Source organism: Paenibacillus sp. P36 (assembly GCF_045866505.1).
GTDB lineage: Bacteria > Bacillota > Bacilli > Paenibacillales > NBRC-103111 > Paenibacillus_E > Paenibacillus_E chondroitinus.
The window spans coordinates 7,026,175-7,045,596 of the sequence record NZ_AP038372.1 but is presented as its reverse complement, the minus strand read 5'-3'; the positions used below and the strand labels follow the sequence as shown (position 1 = coordinate 7,045,596).

General features: G+C 44.0%; 12 protein-coding genes. 11 read left to right on the top strand and 1 reads right to left on the bottom strand.

What is annotated here, in order from left to right:
* Nucleotides 1–407: 407 nt before the first annotated feature.
* Nucleotides 408–1,025: a TetR/AcrR family transcriptional regulator gene (locus ACKTT9_RS30950; RefSeq protein WP_407869024.1), complete on the bottom strand. Its 618-nt coding sequence runs from the start codon at nt 1,023–1,025 to the stop codon at nt 408–410.
* Between the two features lie 289 nt (nt 1,026–1,314).
* On the opposite strand from ACKTT9_RS30950, the gene ACKTT9_RS30945 reads away from it, so the two are divergent.
* From ACKTT9_RS30945 to ACKTT9_RS30895, 11 genes are all read left to right on the top strand, one after another.
* Entirely contained in the window at nt 1,315–3,012 is a 1,698-nt protein-coding gene (locus ACKTT9_RS30945) for a CocE/NonD family hydrolase (RefSeq protein ID WP_407869023.1), read from the top strand.
* A gap of 74 nt (nt 3,013–3,086) precedes the next feature.
* Nucleotides 3,087–4,025: a magnesium transporter CorA family protein gene (locus tag ACKTT9_RS30940; RefSeq protein ID WP_407869022.1), complete on the top strand. Its 939-nt coding sequence runs from the start codon at nt 3,087–3,089 to the stop codon at nt 4,023–4,025.
* Between the two features lie 230 nt (nt 4,026–4,255).
* On the top strand, nt 4,256–6,277 hold the full coding sequence (locus ACKTT9_RS30935; protein ID WP_407869021.1) for a glycosyl hydrolase 115 family protein: 2,022 nt from the start codon (nt 4,256–4,258) through the stop codon (nt 6,275–6,277).
* Between the two features lie 47 nt (nt 6,278–6,324).
* Nucleotides 6,325–7,806 (top strand): glycosyl hydrolase family 28 protein, encoded by a 1,482-nt coding sequence (locus tag ACKTT9_RS30930; protein ID WP_407869020.1) that lies wholly within the window; start codon nt 6,325–6,327, stop codon nt 7,804–7,806.
* Nucleotides 7,806–8,579, top strand: a complete 774-nt coding sequence (locus ACKTT9_RS30925; protein WP_407869019.1) for a sugar phosphate isomerase/epimerase family protein — start codon at nt 7,806–7,808, stop codon at nt 8,577–8,579. Before ACKTT9_RS30930 ends, ACKTT9_RS30925 begins: the two co-directional genes overlap by 1 nt.
* A gap of 35 nt (nt 8,580–8,614) precedes the next feature.
* Entirely contained in the window at nt 8,615–9,637 is a 1,023-nt protein-coding gene (locus ACKTT9_RS30920) for a Gfo/Idh/MocA family protein (protein ID WP_407869018.1), read from the top strand.
* A 251-nt stretch (nt 9,638–9,888) separates the two neighbouring features.
* On the top strand, nt 9,889–11,886 hold the full coding sequence (locus ACKTT9_RS30915) for an RICIN domain-containing protein (RefSeq protein WP_407869017.1): 1,998 nt from the start codon (nt 9,889–9,891) through the stop codon (nt 11,884–11,886).
* A 65-nt stretch (nt 11,887–11,951) separates the two neighbouring features.
* Nucleotides 11,952–13,943: an RICIN domain-containing protein gene (locus ACKTT9_RS30910; protein WP_407869016.1), complete on the top strand. Its 1,992-nt coding sequence runs from the start codon at nt 11,952–11,954 to the stop codon at nt 13,941–13,943.
* A 230-nt stretch (nt 13,944–14,173) separates the two neighbouring features.
* Complete coding sequence (mgrA, locus tag ACKTT9_RS30905) at nt 14,174–15,166, top strand: L-glyceraldehyde 3-phosphate reductase (protein WP_407869015.1); 993 nt, start codon at nt 14,174–14,176, stop codon at nt 15,164–15,166.
* Between the two features lie 35 nt (nt 15,167–15,201).
* The gene (locus ACKTT9_RS30900; protein WP_407869014.1) at nt 15,202–18,333 is read left to right on the top strand and encodes a glycoside hydrolase family 2 TIM barrel-domain containing protein; all 3,132 of its coding nucleotides are present in this window, start codon (nt 15,202–15,204) and stop codon (nt 18,331–18,333) included.
* 162 nt (nt 18,334–18,495) lie between these two features.
* Nucleotides 18,496–19,413 carry an ABC transporter permease gene (locus ACKTT9_RS30895; protein ID WP_407869013.1) on the top strand — a complete coding sequence of 306 codons (918 nt, stop codon included), beginning with the start codon at nt 18,496–18,498 and terminating at the stop codon, nt 19,411–19,413.
* The last annotated feature ends 9 nt before the right edge of the window (nt 19,414–19,422 follow it).

Sequence of the window (19,422 nt, the reverse complement as noted above, 5' to 3'; positions counted from 1 at the left end):
AGGCGGCAAACCATGTTGGCTGACGAAGTAGGATTACTTTGCAAGAAAAGGGAATGTCCAAATACCACCAATGGCTTCCGAAGAGAACTGGTAAGGAATGGATTTCGAGACTTAGATGCCTGGATAAGATGACGACTGAGCTCTGTACAACTACGCAGTTGGAAGTGAGAAAACTTCACCGTGAAATGCGAGGACGAGGGTGGGATAACAAAGAGTTACCCATTTACAAAGAACTTCATCCCCAAGGGGAATAACACTGGGGGAGTCGGATGCGGTGACCCGCACGTCCGGGATCTGTGATAGGCCCATGCAATTGCGCATGGGCCTACTCGATTTTCGTTAAGTGTTATTAAAATTCAGGAACAGTATCAGTTTTTCCTAAGGGAATGTCCAATATCCATTGAAAATTATTTTTTTAAACCAGCTGCAAAGAAGGGACCATTAACCGACATGGTCGTTAAGATACGAGCCATTTCTTGAGGAGACTCTTTCCCACCGCTTTCCAACCATTGTTGAATTACCCCAATTATTGCAGATCCCATATAAGAAGCTAAATATCGTTCTGGAACAAGGAGATTTTCTTCTTTTACAAATGCATTAGGATTATTTCCATAAAGTGTTTCCCACATGAATTTTTTTAATCTTGTTTGAAATGATAAATCCCCTCTTGGACCTAAAACAGCCTTCATAAATCCACTATGTATATGTAAATACTCAAACAATGAAACTGTAAAGGAAAATGGTGTCAAAGTCTGAGAGTCAATTTCAAGGGCGGCAATAACACTCGGATAGTTTTGTTTTGTAAGTTTAGACAGATCAAGCATAATTTCTTCCTCGCATTTTGTCATTAAATCAAATTTATCTTGATAGTGTGCATAGAATGTGCCTCTATTAATTCTCGCCCTTGTTGTAATGTCTTTAACCGTTATAGCATCAAAACCATTTTCATCTATTAATTCTACGAGTGCGTCACGAATGGATTCTTTGGTCCGAATGACACGTAAATCAGGGTTACTATTGCGCAAGTGAATTCCTCCTTAATTTTAACCAACACATTTATTAAAGGTGTTCCGTAACCAACACATTTGCCATTTTTAATTATTGAACAGAGTCTATAGCAATTTTATAATTTGAAGTGTAATAAACAACACGTTGTTCGTTATAATTTAACATCTAGGAGGGTGACAGGCAACTTTTTAACGAAGATATACGCTATGCAAAACTCGACATTCAAATATGCAAAGTTGGGGATACTGTTTTAAATGAAAGCATACGGATTGTAGTAATCTTTGAAGTGAAAGGAAGTAATGTTAAATGAACAAATTCTTAGGAAGACCTGATCTGAAACCGACACACCCCAATGACACAAAACCAGGCTTGAACAAAATAGTCATGACTACTGCGCATTATGGAAATCAAGAGATGATCATGGAGAGAGATGTTCCGATCAAAATGCGGGATGGAATCACAATCTACGTCAATGTATTCCGTCCAGATAAGCCCGGGAAGTTCCCAGCAGTAATGAGTATGGATCCTTATAATAAAGATGGCTTACCCCCGTATGATATTTTTCGTCAAGTCTGGCCGACGGTAGGTACTATCGTTACCTCTCTTTTTGCGCCATTTGAGTCACCTGATCCCGGTTTTTGGGTGCCAAACGATTATGTATTGATTAAAATCGCAACGCGGGGTAGTTCAAATTCGGAAGGTGACCTCTATCCTTGGACGAAAACGGAAACGGAAGATTATTATGAAGTCATCGAATGGGCAGGCGTTCAGGAGTGGAGCGATGGCAATGTGGGACTAAATGGGGTGTCCTATCTGGCCATGACCCAATGGCGGGTGACCGCTATGAATCCGCCACATCTGAAGGCGATCATCCCGTGGGAAGGGACTTCTGATTTGTACCGGGAATGGTACTTTCACGGTGGAATACCGGAAACGGTTTTCTCAGCTGAGTTCGAGAAGTTACAACATACCCGTTGGCCAAATAACAACATAGAAGGAATGGTAGCGGCGCAAAAAGAACATCCATTATTCGATGAGCACTGGGAAGAAAGACAGGTCAAATTGTCTGATATAAAGGTACCTATGTTGGTCTGCGCCAGCTGGTCGACTCATGGCCTGCATTCCCGCGGCACCTTTGAAGGTTTTAAACAAGCTTCATCCGAAGACAAGTGGCTGGTAGTCCATGGCCGCAAGGAGTGGGAAACCTACTATCTGCGTGAATCGTTGGAATTGCAGAAGGAGTTCTTCGATTACTTCCTGAAAGGCATTGAGAATGATTGGAGGGAAACGCCTCGGGTACGCTACGAGGTCAGAGAGAAATTCTATAAGGGACATATTCGCAGCGCGAATGAATGGCCAATAGCCAAAACTCAATATACCGAACTTTATCTGAATGGCGAAGCTACGCTTCTGCAACAGACGCCTGTTCAGAACGAAACCAAACTTGCCTACAATGCCGAGCCCGGTCAAACAGAAAATAATAAGGTAAAGTTTACATTTACCGCTGACAGGGACATCGAGCTAACCGGCAATATGAAGCTCAAACTCTGGGTCTCAACCGACGACACGGATGATATGGATATTTTTGTCGGCATTAAGAAGTACGACAAACGCGGCAATGAAGTGTACCTGCCTGATTTTAACCATCTTGAAAACGGTCAGGTGTCGAGTGGTTGGCTGAGGGTTTCCCATAGAGAGTTGGATACTGAGAGATCTACGCCTTATCAACCGGTACTGAAGCATAAGAGATTATTGAAAGTAAATAAAGGCGAGATTGTGCCGGTAGAAATTGAGATATTGCCTGCGAGTATTTTCCTATCAAGTGGTGAAAGTCTGGTGCTAGTCATAAAAGGCAGCGAGATCATTATCGAAGATCTCCCAGCAGGTGCAGTTTCAAGAGGTTATGGGCACACGGAAACAGTGAATAAAGGGACTCATTCAATTTATACAGGTGGAAAGTATGATTCTTTTCTATTGGTACCAGTGATTCCAACGAAAGATTAGTGAAAGTCTGAGTCCGGGCTTTATGGCCCGGACTATTGAGCTTTCCTAGAGTACCTAAGAAAGGAGGATAACTGATGTTGATTACTTACAAATCCTCTAGAGATGGAATTCTGGAAAAGATAGCGCACTTCGAAAAAGATTGTTGGATAAACATTATTGCCCCATTAAAGGAAGATCTTATAGAGATATCTGAGCTATGCAATATCCCAATTGAATTTTTAGAAGATCCGTTAGATTTAGAAGAAAGTGCACGGATTCAATATGATGAAGAGGCGGATTGCACACTAATTATCAATGATTTTCCAATTATAGATGTTAATAATCATCCATTTGAGTCTTATATTACAATTCCTATTGGAATAATCGTAGGAAAGGACTACATCGTTACGATTTGTAACCAATCGAGTAACTCTTTAGAAAATATGATCAAGAAAAACGTTAACACCTCTATGAGGAATCGTTTTGCACTAGAGATATTATTGTCATTTTCAACTCTGTATATCGAAAAATTGAAACTGCTCAACAAACAGCGTCTTAAAATAGAGAGTCATTTACGTGATTCATTAACAAACAAGCAGCTCTATGACCTAATGGAGATTGAAAAAAGCTTAGTTTATTTTCTCACTTCTTTAAAGGCTAATGCGGATGTTATAACCAAACTTTTTCGTACCAAATCCTTAACCTTATATGAGGATGACAAAGATCTTCTTGAAGATCTAAAAATTGAAAATAATCAAGCAATCGAAACCACAGAATTATATACAAGAATTTTGAACAGCATAACGGGGTCGTATTCTTCACTAATATCAAATGAATTAAATAAGACAATGAAAACTCTTACGTTATTTACAGTTTTTTTAACTCTGCCTACACTTGTATTTAGTTTCTTTGGTATGAATGTTACCTTACCCATTGCTGATAAAGATCCCTTCTCATGGATTATTACACTAGTAATAGCCTTAGTTATTGTTATTTGGATCGCTTTTGCGCTATGGAGAAGGAGGATGTTGTAAATTGCTTCATAATAATTAAGAAGAGCAGTCGATTTAAAAATAAATCGTACTGCTTTTTGATATGTCTGGCGGGAGTTTAGTGAACGCACAAACGAAAATATTACATAAAAGAAACGGAGTCAGTACATTTTTCTTGATGAACTTATGCGATATAGTAATCATACTAATTTTGAAAAAAGGCTGTAGCCAAGTGTGAAATGATAGCAAGAGAAGCAGAGAGGTGTATCATATTGTTTTTACAAGCAAAAGAAACAGTGGAAATCAGGATAGACGCTCAGGAACATAAAGGCATTGGGTTAGCACTGCAAGATCTAATCCGTGATTTGAGCCATGTGATGGATATTCAGGCAGATTGCCGAAAGTACCTTTCGGATGTAGTAGGCTTTTCCATTCTTGTAGGAAGCTTAAGTAATTCTGCTTTTTCAGATTTCTTAAAGAAGAAAAAGATAGATATAAGTGATATCGATGGAAAAACGGAGCATTACTTCGTCAAGAGTTTAGGGGAAGAAGGGCGACATCTCATAATAGCTGGCAGTGATACCAGAGGAGCGATCTATGGTATTTACGAATTTAGTCGAGTCGTTTTGGGTGTGAATCCCTTGTATCTGTGGACAGGCCATACACCTGCCCGCAAGGAAAGTCTTGATTTGGGCAACATTTCGTTGACGGATGGACCTACAACGTTCCGTTATCGAGGCTGGTTCATCAATGATGAGGATTTATTACTAGGATGGACTGGAAAATTCGATCAAGACTTTCAGAATAATGCCTTCACCAAGCATGCGGGTTATGCGAATGCTTTGGAACCAATTATGGAGACTGCACTTCGGCTCAAACAAAATCTGCTGATCCCATGCTCCTTGTTGGATATCCTCGATCCATCCGATGAGGATTTGGTCAGGCGGGTGTCGGAGCGTGGACTACTAATTTCCCAACATCATATTGAGCCGTTAGGGGTATTTCCCAAAAGGGTCCGACACTATTGGCAAGAAAGGGGAGACGCTGAGCCCCTATCTTATAAGAAAAATCCCGAAAAGTATGAGGAGGTTTGGCGGCTTTATGCATGCCGTTGGGCGCGATATGACAATGTGGTTTGGCAACTTGGTCTTCGTGGCATGGGTGATAAGCCCGTGTGGGCAGATGATCCCTATGCGCCGGAAACAGCAAGTGGAAGAGGTCAGTTAATCGCTGGTGCCATTGCCAAGCAACACGAGATTATCGCCGAAGCGCTAGGTCACAACGACTTCGCCTCTACAGCCACCTTGTGGATGGAAGGTATGGAGCTTCTGAAGGGAGGACATCTATCCTTCCCGAAAGAAACGATCATTATCCATGCGGATTTCGGGCCAACTCAGATGTTAGGTGACAGCTTCTATGAAGTGAAACGGGAGCTGGATAGGCCATACGGCATTTATTATCATGTCGCCTTCTGGAGTTGCGGACCCCATCAGGTCCAGGGGACTTCACCGCAGAAAATTTATTACAATCTGCAAGCAGCTGTTCAACAAGGAAATACAGATTACCTTGTAGTCAATGTAACGAACCTCAGAGAAATGCTGCTTGGGACCCAATATACGGCTGCTATCGGATGGAATTTTGGGAATTACCAACCAGAAGCGTACTTGCAAGATTGGTCTGTCGAACATTACGGTCATCAAGGCGGACAGGCAGCTGAGCTCGCTTATCAAGCTTATTTCGGCGCGTTTCACGCATTAGACAACCAGGGATATCCTGGTCGTATGCTCCTAATGGACGGCATGTGCCGCAGGTTGACGATTAAGCTGGTTGCTATCCTGAATGGTCAATCGTTTACCAAAGACGAGATCCAGAACAAAACCCTGTTGGCTTTCGAGCAAACAGCGGATTTCATAAGCTATTATAAAAATGCCACTGGGGATGCCCTTCCGAAGTGGGACATTGCTTTGGACACGGCTCATCAGGCTTTACAGGAAATGGACGAGGAGCGTAGAGAGTTCTTTACGACCAACCTGATCGTCCAGCTATCTCTTATCCGCGCTTTATATCGGACGGTCCATCATTTATCTGTTGCGGCGGAGATTGCACTTGACGAATCTACAAGGGAAAAGAACGTACGTGGCCGAATCTTGGAGGCAGCAGCGGAACTTCAACAGGCATCAATTATCCGTATGCATGCGGAGAAAGGGAAGTGGAAAGGTTGGTACGATGGTGATGTATTGCTGAATCTTCCTGACCTCATCCGCCAAGTGAGAGAATGTGCAACGAATTATTAAGTCGCATGTCTAGCAACATATAACAATAATGGAGAGGTGTTGCTGCTATGATTACTTACTTGAAGCCAACTTATACGACAACAAGCTCGGATTTTCAGTTACATGTAGACCTGAATGCTGTCATTGTTGAACATTTTTTGGACTATCATTATGCTCATTTTTCCTATTCGGGGATATGCACACTAACTGTCACAGCAAGCCAGCCAATCACAAGTTATGATATAAGCCCACACAGCATGGGGATTACTGGAAAAGTAAGTGGGAATCAACTGACTTTCAGACTCGACAGTAGCTCGACCAAGCCATCCTATTTGGTCATACAGATCAATGATTTGGAGAAGCTGGTTGTTATGGGGGACCCTTTGGAAAGCAACGCTCCCTCATCTTCGGGGACAGGTATCTATAATATTATTAATGCACCTTATCAGGCAGACAACACCTGGACGAGCGATGTTACCCATCTTATACAGAAGGCTATTGATGATGCCTCTGCAGCAGGTGGGGGAATCGTTTATGTTCCTGTTGGTGTATATAAAGTAAAGGATATTCTATATATCAAGAGCAATGTCACCTTGTATCTTCAAGGCGGGGCCGTCATCAAGTCAAATCCGGATAGAACCCTTTATAATTATACGACTAGTAGGGAAGGTAAAGTATTTATTGATCCCATGATCCGGATAGACCATGCACCTAATGCCAAAATAATAGGACGAGGCACGCTGGACGCAAGTGGTATAGCGATTATGGATAAGGATCGTACATCTTCGACCTATCTCGGATACAGAAGAAACGTCATCGTAGGTAACTTTTCCGATCATGTTACGATAGAGGGCATTATCATCAAGGACTCAACCACGTGGACGATTAATGGTATTCAAGGTGGCGAAGGATTTACGGTAAGACATGTTAAGATTATTAATCACAAAAATGCCGAGCAGTATAAAATTATGAATGATGGTATCGATTTATGCGGAACTAGGAACGCGTTAGCAGAAAAGAACTTTGTCATGACCGTGGATGATGCTCTTTGTGCAAAATCAACGATAACTGACTATGCCATGTATAATATTCGGTTCAAAAACAATATTGTATTCTCATCTTGTGCGGGTCTCAAAGCGGGTTTGCAATCACACAGTCCCATGTATGACGTCTGGTTTGAAGATAACGACGTCGTTCAGGCACGACGAGGCATTGTGGTAGAAGCAACCTCAGGGAAGCAGTTGATGAGTGATATTCATTTTGTAAATACAAGGGTGGAAAACTACGTATTTACCTCCATGGGGAAAAGTATTCCTGTAGAAATAGAAGCGGGTACAGCACCAGTAAAGAATGTTTATATTGATAGCGCTTATTTTGAAAAAGAGGCGTTTAACCCCATACATATGTATGGCTCAAGTGATACGAATGATGTAACTAATGTTACGTTTAACGATCTAAACTTGTGTGGAGATGTCGTTACGAATAACTTGGATACACGAATCATTGTAGGCATCCAGGCATCAGATCTAACGGTAAAGGGACACATGTGATGAGAAGAATGGGTATCGGTTTGCAGTTGTTTACTGTGCGAGAGGATTTGGCTAAGGATTTTACCGGTACACTTCGGCGGGTGGCTGAACTCGGCTATGAAGGAGTGGAATTTGCTGGTTATGGTGGCATGTCTGCGGAAAAGTTGAAGGATCTGCTGCAAGAATTGAACTTAAAAGCAATCGGTGCACATGTTAGCCTTGCCAAAATGAAGGCCGATTTGAATAAAGAAATCGAATATTTGCTTGCGATTGATGCGTCTTATCTCATTTGTCCGCATATTGCTGCGGAGGATCGTCAAACACCTGAAGCATGGCAAAGCTTGTTCACTTATTTTGCGGAAGCAGGGCAGCAGGTGAAGGAGAAAGGGCTTCAATTCGCTTACCACAATCATGCATTTGAATTTGAGATGAAAATAAACGATCAATACGTATTCGATGCCATGTATGCATCCGCTACGCCAGCGGCTCTGCAAGTGGAGCTGGATGCAGGCTGGATTCAATTCGCGGGTTTGGACGCACTGCAATATATTGCGAATTATGCAGGCCGCCTTCCGCTGCTTCATCTGAAAGACTTCAAAGGGGAAGTGAACGGGCAAATCAACACGGTTGAATTGGGTGAAGGGGAAATCGATTTGCCATCTGTCATCCAAGCCGGCTCAGACGCTGGTGTAGAATGGATTGTTGTTGAGCAGGATCGTTGCGCGAACCCTCCGCTTGAAAGTGTTGCTACCAGCTACAACTGGTTGAAACAAAACTATTTATCCAAATTTTAATTGAAAATAAACACATTTAAGGAGTCGAACCAGACATGAGCAAAATTAAAGTAGCGGTTGTGGGCTGCGGGTCCATTGCCAAGAAGAGACATATTCCAGAATATGCAGCGAATCCGAACGTTGAATTGGTAGGCTTTTGCGATCTGATTCTAGAGAGAGCCGAAGGCTATGCACAAGAGCACGGCGGTAGAGCCTACACAAGCTATGAAGAAATGCTGAAGGTGGAAAAGCCGGATGCCGTTAGCGTATGTACGCCGAACGTGCTTCACGCTCCCTATGCAATTGCCGCAGCGAATGCAGGAGCACATGTGCTTGTGGAAAAGCCGATGGCAACAAACGAAGTCGATGCTTTGTCTATGATTGAAGCGGCAAGAAAGAACGGTGTGTTTTTGATGGTGGGTCAAAACCAACGTCTGATGCCGCCTCATCAAAAGGCTAAGGAAATTTTACAATCAGGTAAAATGGGTAAAGTCCTTTCCTTCCGTACGTCCTTCGGTCATGGGGGACCTGAAGGTTGGAGTATCGATGGTCGCGACAGTTGGTTCTTCCGCAAGGAAGATGCGATCATGGGTGCGATGGGCGACCTCGGTGTGCACAAATCCGATTTGATTCGTTGGCTGCTTGACGACGAAGTGGCGGAAGTTGCTGCCTTCGTCAGCACGCTGCACAAAGCAGGAACCGATGTAGACGATAACGCGACCTGCGTTTTGCGTATGAAGAGTGGAATAATCGGCACGTTGGTTGCCAGCTGGACGTATTATAAAGGCGGCGATAATAGCACCATATTGTGGTGCGAGAATGGCGCTATGCACATCGGAACGCATCCGGTTGATCAAGTGATTGTGCAACTTCGTGACGGCACCGCCCAGAAGTATCAGGTTGGCGCGATGGCGACGAATGAGAAGCAAGTGTCTAGCGGTATCATGGATGCTTTCGTGGAAAGCATCGTAACGAATACTCCACCAAGTATTTCCGGTGAAGAAGGATTGAAGTCGCTCGCGGTTATTCTAGCTGCTTTCGAATCGCAGGATTCGAAAAAGGTTGTTTCTTTGTCTTAGATCAAAGAGGGCCACGCATACATTGCGGGCTCTCTTTTTTATATGCCCTACGATCACCGAATTTTGTGCATAAAAGAAACGATATTATTCCCTTTTTATTCGTAAAAATTGGACATAAAATAGAGTTGTTTGCAAGCGCTTACTTTGTAGAAGGAGGTGGTTTCTGTTAACCATCATGGATGACAGATTCGCAGCTTAGCGTGTACGTGATGAATGAACGCAACTACAAGTAAACTGGAGGCGAAATAAGAATGCGTGTTAGTAAAATCAAGAATTGGCGAATTGGATATTTGCTCACGAAAATGATTGTTGCTGCTGCCCTCATTTTCAGTTTCACATTTACAATGGCTCAGCCTGCATCGGCTGCTACCGTCGTGACTTATCCTTCTTACTTCGGTACAAGCTCGGCCTACTCTTTGATGGTTGATTCGACTACGATCAGGGTTGCTAGGCAGTTCGATTATTCCTTTGCTCAGTTATCGTATAACGGTACGGCGACATTCAAAGTAACAGCCAAAGATGATATTACTTCCTACAATATCAGTCCTCATAGTTACGGCATTACCGCAAGTGTAAGCGGCAAGGATCTAACGTTCACACTTCCCCAAGCTGGATCGCGGTACTTAGTCATCAAGATTAATAACTTGGAGAACCTTGTGATCATGGCAGATCCCGTGGAAACCGGGGCCCCAGTACCCAATGGCGGCAGCGTGAAAAACATCATGGATTATTCAGGCATAGACAATACGGGCGGCAATCTCATGACGTCCAAAATTCAACAGGCTATCAATGATGCCAATGCCCGTACTGGCGGAGGTACGGTGTATTTTCCAGCTGGTATCTATAAATTCTCTCAGGTTGAGCTCAAAAGTAATGTCACGCTCTACTTAGCAGCAGGTGCGATACTTCGCGGGTCAACGACGTTAAGCGATTACGATTTCACTGACACTAATTTTAAACAGGCTAACATCCGTATCGTAGGGGCATCGAATGTAGCAATCAAAGGAAGAGGGATGATTGACTCCAATGGAACCTCGCTTACAACAGGCGATAGTGGACCGAACCGTGAAAATATCATCCGTTCTTATAAGAATTCGTCGGGAACAAAGCCGAGTGGTCTCACGTTCGAAGGTATTACCCTCAGAGATGGAACAACCTGGAACATGAATATTGAGGAATCGACGAACGTGACTATCACGAATGTAAAGATTATTAATAATGTCCACTGGATCCATGGAGACGGCTTCGATCTCGTCAATACGTCCCACGCTGTCGTGGATCAATGCTTTGCTTATACAGGGGATGACGTATTCGATGCGAAATCATCGACAGAAGAACCAATGACGGATGTCGTTTACAAAAATTCGGTTGCCTATACGGAATCTGCAGGTACGAAGGCAGGGGTTGCAGGCAATGCCTCGTTGACGGATCTCTGGTTTATTAATATCGACGTGATCTTAGGCTATAGGGGCATTAGTTTGAGTCATGACGAAGGCAATGGGGTATGGGACGATATTCATTTTATCGATATCCGGACGGAAAAGATATTTAATAATGGAACTTCCGGCCAATATAGGACGGCTCCGCTTCTCATCTGGACGGCCAAGTATAAAACGGAGGTTGGCCCTATCAGCAATGTAGAATTGACTCGTATTACCTATGAGGATCTCGGTAATTTCCACTCCTTCATCCAAGGTTATGACAGCACAAGTAAGGTTTCCAATGTAAACTTCACGAATTTGAAGATGAACGGTACCATGATCACAAACCCTACACAGGGGATCATTGATATGGGGCCAAACACAACTAACATTACGTTTAACACGGCGGTCACGAATTACAAGATTACCAACGCAAACTCAGGTAAAACTGTGGAAGTTTTCGGTGGTGGTACGACGGACGGTACAAAGATCGTGCAATGGAATTATCATGCTGGAACTAATCAACGGTGGGAGCTTGTCGATGCTGGCGGTGGTTACTATAAAATTAAAAACGTTAAAAGTGGAAAAGTTCTAGAAGTGACTGGCGGATCTACAGCCAATGGAGCTCTAGTCGCTCAATGGACAGATAACGGCGGAACCAATCAACAATGGCAGATCGTTGATGTAGGCAATGGATACTCTAAACTTATTAATCGCAAGAGCGGTAAAGCATTAGATAGCAGTGGGTCGATAGATGACGGAGCGCAACTCACTCAGTGGACAGATAATGGCGGAGACAATCAGAAGTTCCAGTTATTTGCGCAGTAGACCACACCACACTTATTTTTAAAGATGAACGAATACATCTAGCATCATCTGGAGGCGAAGTAATCATGTATTTTAGTAAAAGCCGAATCGGAAATTTGTTAGCGAAGGTTATCTTGGTTGTTGCTCTAATGTTTGGCTTCACTGTTAATATGTCTCAGCCTGCATCGGCGGCGGCTAACGTCGTGACTTATCCTTCTCACTTCGGTACAAGCTCGGCCTACACGTTGAAGGTTGATTCGACTACGATCAGGGTTGCCAGACAGTTTGATTATTCCTTTGCTCAGTTGTCTTATTCCGGAACTGGCACATTTAAAGTAACCGCTTCGGAAAATATCACTTCCTATAATATTAGTCCTCATAGCTACGGCATCGAGGCAACGGTAAGCGGAAAGGATTTAACTTTCACACTTCCCCAAGCTGGATCGCGGTACTTAGTGATCAAGATCAACAACCTGGAGAATCTTGTGATCATGGCTGATCCTGTGGAAACAGATGCGCCAACGCCTAATGGAAGCAGCGTGAAAAGCATGATGGATTACGCAGGCGTAGATAACACAGGCGGCAATTTAATGACGTCCAAAATCCAACAAGCCATCAATGATGCGAATGCTCGTTCCGGAGGCGGAACCGTTTATTTCCCAGCCGGTATTTATAAATTTTCCCAAATTGAACTTAAAAGTAACGTCACACTCTATTTAGCTGCTGGTGCCATCCTTCGCGGGTCATCAGATGTAAATGATTATGATTTCACTAACACCATTTTTACCAATGCGAACATCCGTATCGTAGGGGCATCTAATGTAGCTATTAAAGGAAGAGGGATGATTGATTCAAACGGGACTACACTTACAACGGGCGATAGTGGACCGAATCGAGAATATATCATCCATTCTTACAAAGACGCATCGGGTACAAAGCCAGATAACCTGACCTTCGAGGGTATCACACTAAGAGATGGAACAACATGGAATTTTAGAATTCAGGACGCTACGAATGTCAAAATCAATAATGTGAAGATTATCAATAACGTCAACTGGATTCATGGTGATGGCTTCGATCTTGTTAATACTTCCCATGCAGTTGTGGATCAATGCTTCGCCTATACCGGTGATGACGTATTTGATGCGAAAGCATCAACGGAAGAACCAATGACCGATGTTGTATACAAGAATTCGGTTGCTTTTACCGAATCTGCAGGTACGAAGGTAGGTATGCAAGGAAATGCATCGATTAGCGATGTTTGGTTTATCAATATTGACGTGATTCAGGGGTATCGTGGCGTCAGTGTGGATCATGACCAAGGAAATGGTGTATGGGATGATATTCATTTTATCGACATCCGTACGGAAAGGATTTTTAATAATGGAACCAGTGGTCAATTTAGAACATCTCCACTCCTTGTCTGGACGGCCAAATATAGTGGTAGCGAGGTTGGCCCCGTCAGCAATATAGAACTGACTCGCGTTAGCTTTGAGGATACCAGAAATTTTCATTCCTTTATCCAAGGTTACGACAGTTCTAGCAAAGTTTCCAATGTAAGCATCACCGATTTAAAAATGAATGGTAACTTAATCACGAATGCTTCCCAGGGGCTAATTGATATCGGTGCGAACACTTCGAATATTACTTTTAACACCAATCCTACTACTAAGAAGATTATGAACGTAGATTCAAGTAAAGCTGTTGAAGTTTTCGGTGGTTCTACAACGGATGGAGCAAAAATATCGCAATGGGATTATAGTGGTGGCAAGAATCAACGGTGGCAGCTTGTCGATGTTGGCGGCGGGTATTATAAGATCATCAACCTCAAAAGTGGAAAAGTTCTGGAAGTGACTGGCGGTTTAACAACCAATGGAGCTCTAGTCGCTCAATGGACAGATAACGGAGGAACCAATCAACAATGGCAGATCGTTGACGTTGGAGATGGATACTCGAAACTCATTAATCGTAAGAGCGGTAAAGCATTGGATAGTGGTGGGACGACGGCAGATGGAGCTCAGCTTACCCAGTGGACAGATAATGGCGGAGATAATCAAAAATGGAAGATTATGGAGTGAAATAGACATGTAGTGATGTGTTGGGTGTGGGTGAAGAGCGGTTGATCGTTTTTTGCCTGCACCTTATTTAAATTACGAATATATGACATAAAAGATACGAGATTAGTACATTTTTATTGATGAAAGTATACCATAGAATGAATTTGTCTTATAAACGGAATAAGAAATGGGATAGGGAACTCTTCGTCTTAGGACAAAGAGTTCCCTACCCCAAATGGGGGGGTTATTGTATGTATTATGTACCTAAAAATGAACGATATTCCAACATGAAGTATACAAGGTGTGGGAACTCAGGCCTCAAATTGCCTGCTATTTCCCTCGGACTTTGGCAAAATTATGGCGGTGTAAATGCCCTAGAGACCCAACGTGAAATGCTGCGCCGTGCATTCGATCTAGGCATTACCCACTTTGACTTAGCAAATAATTACGGACCGCCTCCAGGATCTGCCGAAGAGAATTTCGGCAGCTTATATAAAGCTGACTTCAAACCTTACCGGGATGAGTTGATCCTATCAACTAAAGCAGGCCATCTAATGTGGGAAGGCCCATATGGAGACGGTGGCTCGAAGAAACATATGATAACCAGTCTTGACCAAAGTCTTAAGCGAATGGGACTTGATTATGTTGATATTTTCTACTCTCACAGATGTGATCCAGAGACACCTATGGAAGAAACGATGCGTGCGCTTGATTTGGCAGTAAGACAGGGAAAAGCCTTGTATGTAGGTATCTCTAATTACAACGCGGATCAGACCAAACAGGCTGCTAGCATTTTGAAGGAACTGGGTACACCTTGTTTGATTCACCAACCCAAGTACAATATGTTTGATCGATGGATAGAAAACGAGCTGCAGAATGTACTGAAAGAGGAAGGCATGGGTTCCATAGCCTTTTCACCTTTGGCAAAGGGATTGTTGACCAGTCGATATCTCACCGGAATTCCTGCCGATTCAAGGGCTGCAAGCGCAAGTCGAGCTTTAAGTGTCAATGCTATCACGGAAGAGGTCATGGTTAAGATCATACGCTTGAACGCTATTGCGCAAGAACGTGATCAAAGCCTCTCTCAAATGGTCATCGCTTGGGTGCTTAGAGAAGGAAGTGTCACATCGGCTCTAATAGGAGCAAGTAGAGTAAGTCAGATCGAAGATAACGTTGCTGCTTTAAATAATCTGGATTTTAGTCAGGAAGAGTTGAGGGAAATTGAAGAGATATTAAGTCTTTGAAACCAAATAGTTCAACTTAGATGGGAGTACTGAATATGAGGAACGATTGGGAAAATCACAAACTGATGCAGCGGAATCGGCTGCCAGCAAGAACTGCATTCATACCGTTCGCAGATGATGAGAGTGCTTTATGTAATGAACGGGAGTTATCTCCTTATTATGCGCCGTTAAATGGAAATTGGAAATTTCATTACGCTCCGACACCTGCACATGCTCCTTCGAGCTTCCACCTAGAAGAGTTCGATGCGAGCGACTGGGATGATCTTACAGTACCATCTTGTTGGCAGATGCACGGCTATGGCAAACCGCATTATACGAACGTTGTGTATCCGTTCCCGGTTATCCCGCCGCTAGTGCCGACCGAAAATCCAACAGGCTCCTACCGCCGAGAATTTGCAGTACCGGCTGGCTGGAGCGGACAGCAGATTACGCTACATTTTGAAGGCGTGGACAGTGCTTTCTTCGTTTGGGTAAACGGCAAGGAAGTTGGCTTCAGTAAGGGCAGCCGTATGCCTTCGCAGTTCGATATCACGGACATCATTCACGAGGGGACGAACGTTCTTGCGGTTCGTGTCATGCAGTGGTCGGACGGCTCTTATATTGAGGATCAGGATATGTGGTGGCTAAGTGGTATTTTCCGCGACGTGTATATGACAGCTGCACCACAGACACACTTATACGATTATTCTATTCGTACGATACTTGACAGCGAATATTGCGATGCCTCTCTTGAAGTTAAATTGAAGTTGCGAAGTAGAAACGAAGCCAAAGAAGCTGTTCGTATCGAGCTCCAACTACTTGATGCGGACGGGAAAGCAGTAGAAGGCGGCTATGCAGAGGGAGTCGTAACAGGCGGTTTGCTGAAGCAGGAGCAAGAGACTGTGTATAAGCTTCCTATCGTTAATCCTAGGAAATGGACTGCGGAAGATCCATACTTATACAAGCTATTGATCCGAGTTACTGGTGAAACTACACAGATTTCGTCCGCACGCGTTGGATTCCGGTGTGTTGAATTGAGTGGCGGCTTACTATTAGTAAATGGGAAGCCAATTAAGTTCAAGGGGGTCAATCGACATGATCATCATCCAGACCTTGGGCGAACCATACCTTTTGATTCGATGCTACAAGATGTACTTCTGATGAAGCAGCACAATATTAACGCGGTCCGTACCTCCCATTATCCAAACGATCCACGCTTCTATGATTTGTGTGACGAATACGGACTATACGTTATTGATGAAGCCGATTTGGAGTGTCACGGCTTCCATCGGACAGACAATTCGAATCAATTAAGTGATGACCCTGAGTGGGAAGCGGCTTATCTGGATCGAATCGAACGGATGATGGAGCGGGACAAAAATCATCCTTCCATTATCCTCTGGTCACTGGGCAATGAGTCATACTACGGTTGTAATCACGTAGCGATGTACAACTGGGCCAAGGAGCACGATCCAACACGTCTGGTGCACTATGCGGAAGATAGAGAAGCCGTGAGTGCAGACGTCTACAGCACGATGTACAACAGGATTTGGCAGCTTCACGAGCTTGGCGCGCGTGAAGGTCTGGATAAACCTCATATTGTATGCGAATATGCGCATGCCATGGGCAATGGGCCGGGCGGCTTGAAGGAATATTGGGATGTCTTCTATACCTACAAGCGGTTACAGGGTGGCTTCGTGTGGGAATGGGTTGATCAAGGCATCCGGCAGCGGACAGCTGACGGTAGGGAATTTTTCGCCTATGGAGGAGATTTTGAAGAAACTCCGAACGATATGAATTTTGTCATTGATGGTCTTGTTAACCCAGACCGTGTGCCTTCTGCAGGCCTGCTTGAACTCAAGAAAGTGATGGAACCCGTTATCATCGAAGCGATGGACTTGCAGGCTGGGAAGGTTATGCTGACGAATCGATACGATTTCGTGAATTTGGCGCATCTACAATTGGTATGGGATGTCGTGGTCGACGGCGAAGTTGTATGTTCGGGTAAAGGAGAACTGCCCGAGATTGCGCCGGGCTGTAAGGGCAACGTGAACATCAACTATACGCTGCCGGAGCGATTGCAGCCTGCAACCGATTACTGGTTGAATGTCAGCATTTTACTTGCTGCGGATACAGCTTGGGCTAAAGCTGGTTTTGAGGTTGCGTGGGCTCAGTTTGAACTTCCCAACAAGTCGGAGCTTAATCATACCGTTGAATTGTCTGACTACGCGCCATTATCTGTTACTAAGAACGGTGTGATGTTGGACGTACAGGGAAGTGATTTTGAACTTCAGTTTGATTGTGTTTATGGCGTTATTGCTAACTGGAGACATGCAGGATTCCGCCTGTTGGAGGAAGGACCGAGGCTAGATCTATGGCGGGCTCCCACGGACAATGATATGCGACCCATCGGCGACTGGAGGACCTACATCGACAATGACCAACGCGCGACGGTCGTGTGGAAGAAGAGTGGGCTGCACTGGCTGCAGCACCGCGTCATGAGTGTGGACTGGAATCAAAATGACAGCTCAACGGTTGTCACGATTACCTGCAAAGTACGTGTTGCGCCACCGATCCTAAAATGGTCGGTAGACACGTTGTACACGTATACGATTTTTGCCAATGGGGACGTGGCGATCTCCGTAAACGGATCGATCGAGGGCAGCGGCGCTCCAGAGACGCTTCCACGCATCGGACTTCGTATGGCGCTGCCGAACGATTATGAGCAGGCGGAGTGGTACGGCCGCGGCCCCGGTGAAACGTATGCGGATTCGAAGCAAGCCGCGAAGTTTGGAATCTATCGACGAACTGTACGCGAGCTGTTCACCGAATACATCGTACCGCAGGAAAATGGCAACCGCTCGGATACACGCTGGCTCGCAATGACGAATGAACAAGGAGTTGGTCTGTTGGCGACAGGTTCGCCGCAGTTCGAATTCACAGCTCGTCGCTATACCAGTGAAGACCTAGAGAAAGCGAAGCATACGTTTGATTTAAAGGAACGTGACCGCATCTTCTTGCATCTCGATCTAGCGCAGAACGGCATCGGCAGTGCCAGCTGTGGTCCTGGTGTTCTTCCGCAGTATGTGTTGAAGGCGGAGGATTTTCACTTCCAAGTCCACCTCACACCAATGACCTCCGGGTTGGTTTCTCCTGCACAACTTGCTAAGCGTGTGACGTGTAAATAACTAAAAAAAGACAGAGCCTAGCTGGCTCTTTTTTTTGTCGGGAATACCATTTACGAACATATTACATAAAAGAGACGAGATTATTACATTTTTCTTGATGCATGAATGCCCTACAATAAAAACATCAAATGACATTGTGAAGCAGCTTCAGGAGGAAACCGAATGACAAATAGTGAGAAACTACACAGGAGAATCAGAATAAAAGAAAACGTACCCTTGTACACCATGTTGTCTCTGCCACTATTGTTTTTTATAATCTTTAGCTATGTGCCCATGTTTGGCACGGTGATTGCCTTTAAGGATTATCGATTTATGGACGGCATTATCGGAAGTGATTGGGTAGGGCTTCGAAATTTCAAGATGATATTTGCACAGCCGCATACGCTTGAAATTATCAGAAATACGTTAGTGATAAGTCTATTATCCGTCCTTGTTTCATTCCCATTTCCAATCGTATTGGCTATTCTGCTCAATGAGATAAGAATGAAATGGTTCAAAAAAGCCTCACAAACGGTTCTTTATTTGCCTCACTTTTTCTCATGGGTCATCGTAGGTGGTATTATTATTAACGTTTTCTCTGTTAAAAATGGTCCAATTAATTTTATTATTGCATATTTTGGCGGGGAACCCATTCAGTTTTTGTTTAATCACACCGCATGGATGACCATCTTCCTGGGAAGCGGAATTTGGAAGGATGCAGGTTTTAATGCCATCATCTATCTGGCAGCGCTTTCGAGCATAGATCCTACGTATTACGAGGCGGCGGTTGTCGATGGCGCTAATAAGTGGAAGCAGATTACGAAAGTTACCCTTCCTAGTTTGTACCCAACCATTGTCCTAACGTTTATCTTAGCAACGGGAAAAATTATGGAAGTTGGATTTGATCGTATTTTCGTTCTGCAGAATCCTGTTGTGAAAAATATGACGGATGTCGTGCCCACCTTTATTTATGAAATGGGTATTCAACAAGGCGAATTTAGTGTAACGACGGCCATGGGATTGTTCGATTCTGTGATTAGTCTGATCCTTGTCCTTGTGGCGAATCGATTAGCCAAAATGTCAGGGAACGCACTATTTTAATCAACTAAC

Bases quoted from the DNA above. Each gene is read 5' to 3' on its own strand.
- ACKTT9_RS30900 (WP_407869014.1), top strand. From the start codon at position 15,202: ATGAGGAACGATTGGGAAAATCACAAACTGATGCAGCGGAATCGGCTG.
- ACKTT9_RS30895 (WP_407869013.1), top strand. From the start codon at position 18,496: ATGACAAATAGTGAGAAACTACACAGGAGAATCAGAATAAAAGAAAAC.
- ACKTT9_RS30930 (WP_407869020.1), top strand. From the start codon at position 6,325: ATGATTACTTACTTGAAGCCAACTTATACGACAACAAGCTCGGATTTT.
- ACKTT9_RS30915 (WP_407869017.1), top strand. From the start codon at position 9,889: ATGCGTGTTAGTAAAATCAAGAATTGGCGAATTGGATATTTGCTCACG.
- ACKTT9_RS30925 (WP_407869019.1), top strand. From the start codon at position 7,806: ATGAGAAGAATGGGTATCGGTTTGCAGTTGTTTACTGTGCGAGAGGAT.
- ACKTT9_RS30945 (WP_407869023.1), top strand. From the start codon at position 1,315: ATGAACAAATTCTTAGGAAGACCTGATCTGAAACCGACACACCCCAAT.
- ACKTT9_RS30920 (WP_407869018.1), top strand. From the start codon at position 8,615: ATGAGCAAAATTAAAGTAGCGGTTGTGGGCTGCGGGTCCATTGCCAAG.
- mgrA (WP_407869015.1), top strand. From the start codon at position 14,174: ATGTATTATGTACCTAAAAATGAACGATATTCCAACATGAAGTATACA.
- ACKTT9_RS30910 (WP_407869016.1), top strand. From the start codon at position 11,952: ATGTATTTTAGTAAAAGCCGAATCGGAAATTTGTTAGCGAAGGTTATC.
- ACKTT9_RS30940 (WP_407869022.1), top strand. From the start codon at position 3,087: ATGTTGATTACTTACAAATCCTCTAGAGATGGAATTCTGGAAAAGATA.